Source organism: Streptomyces sp. NRRL S-495 (assembly GCF_000966955.1).
GTDB classification, from domain to species: domain Bacteria; phylum Actinomycetota; class Actinomycetes; order Streptomycetales; family Streptomycetaceae; genus Kitasatospora; species Kitasatospora purpeofusca.
Window position 1 is genome coordinate 1 of the sequence record NZ_JZWY01001318.1, and the last position, 579, is coordinate 579.

Annotated in this window: 1 protein-coding gene; it reads right to left on the minus strand. The window is 72.4% G+C overall.

What is annotated here, in order from left to right; all coding sequences use genetic code 11:
• On the minus strand, positions 1-579 hold a 579-nt coding region (locus tag VR45_RS41440; protein ID WP_045945156.1), incomplete at both ends, for a condensation domain-containing protein.

Below are 579 nucleotides of genomic sequence, written 5' to 3' on the forward strand. Positions count from 1 at the left end.
GACGGCTCGACCTCGCCCGCCGTCCCGTTCCACTTCTCCACCACCAGTCGGCGCTCGTCCGCACCCAGCACGTCGAGCGCCGAGAACCGCGCCTGCGGATCCTCCTCCAACGCGGTCACGAGCTGGAGGAGGCAGGTGTGCAGCATCGTGCCCACCTGCTCCGCATCGGCCGGCGCCACCGCGTCGATGGTCAGGCTGAACCCGTTCCCGTCGTCATCGACATTCGCGACCAGGGGGTAGTTGGTGCGCCCTTCGGCGGCAAGGATCCGCACTTCCTCCAGCCCGGTGCCCAGACCCGCGCCGAGCTCCGTCGCACCGCCGCGGCCGTTGCGGTAGTTGAAGAGGGCGGTGAACAGCGGGCTGCCGCCCGCCACACCGCTCGCCTGCTGCGCGAGCACCAGCGGCGCGTGCTCGTGCACCAGCAGTTCGGCCAGCTGCTGCCGCATCCCGGCCAGCGCCTCGCCCACGGCGGAGGTACCGACCCGCACCCGCACCGGGAGCGTGTTGAGGCACGGCCCCTGGAGCCGGTCGGCACCCGCGCCGGCGTTCATCCGGCCGAACAGCACCGTGCCGAACACC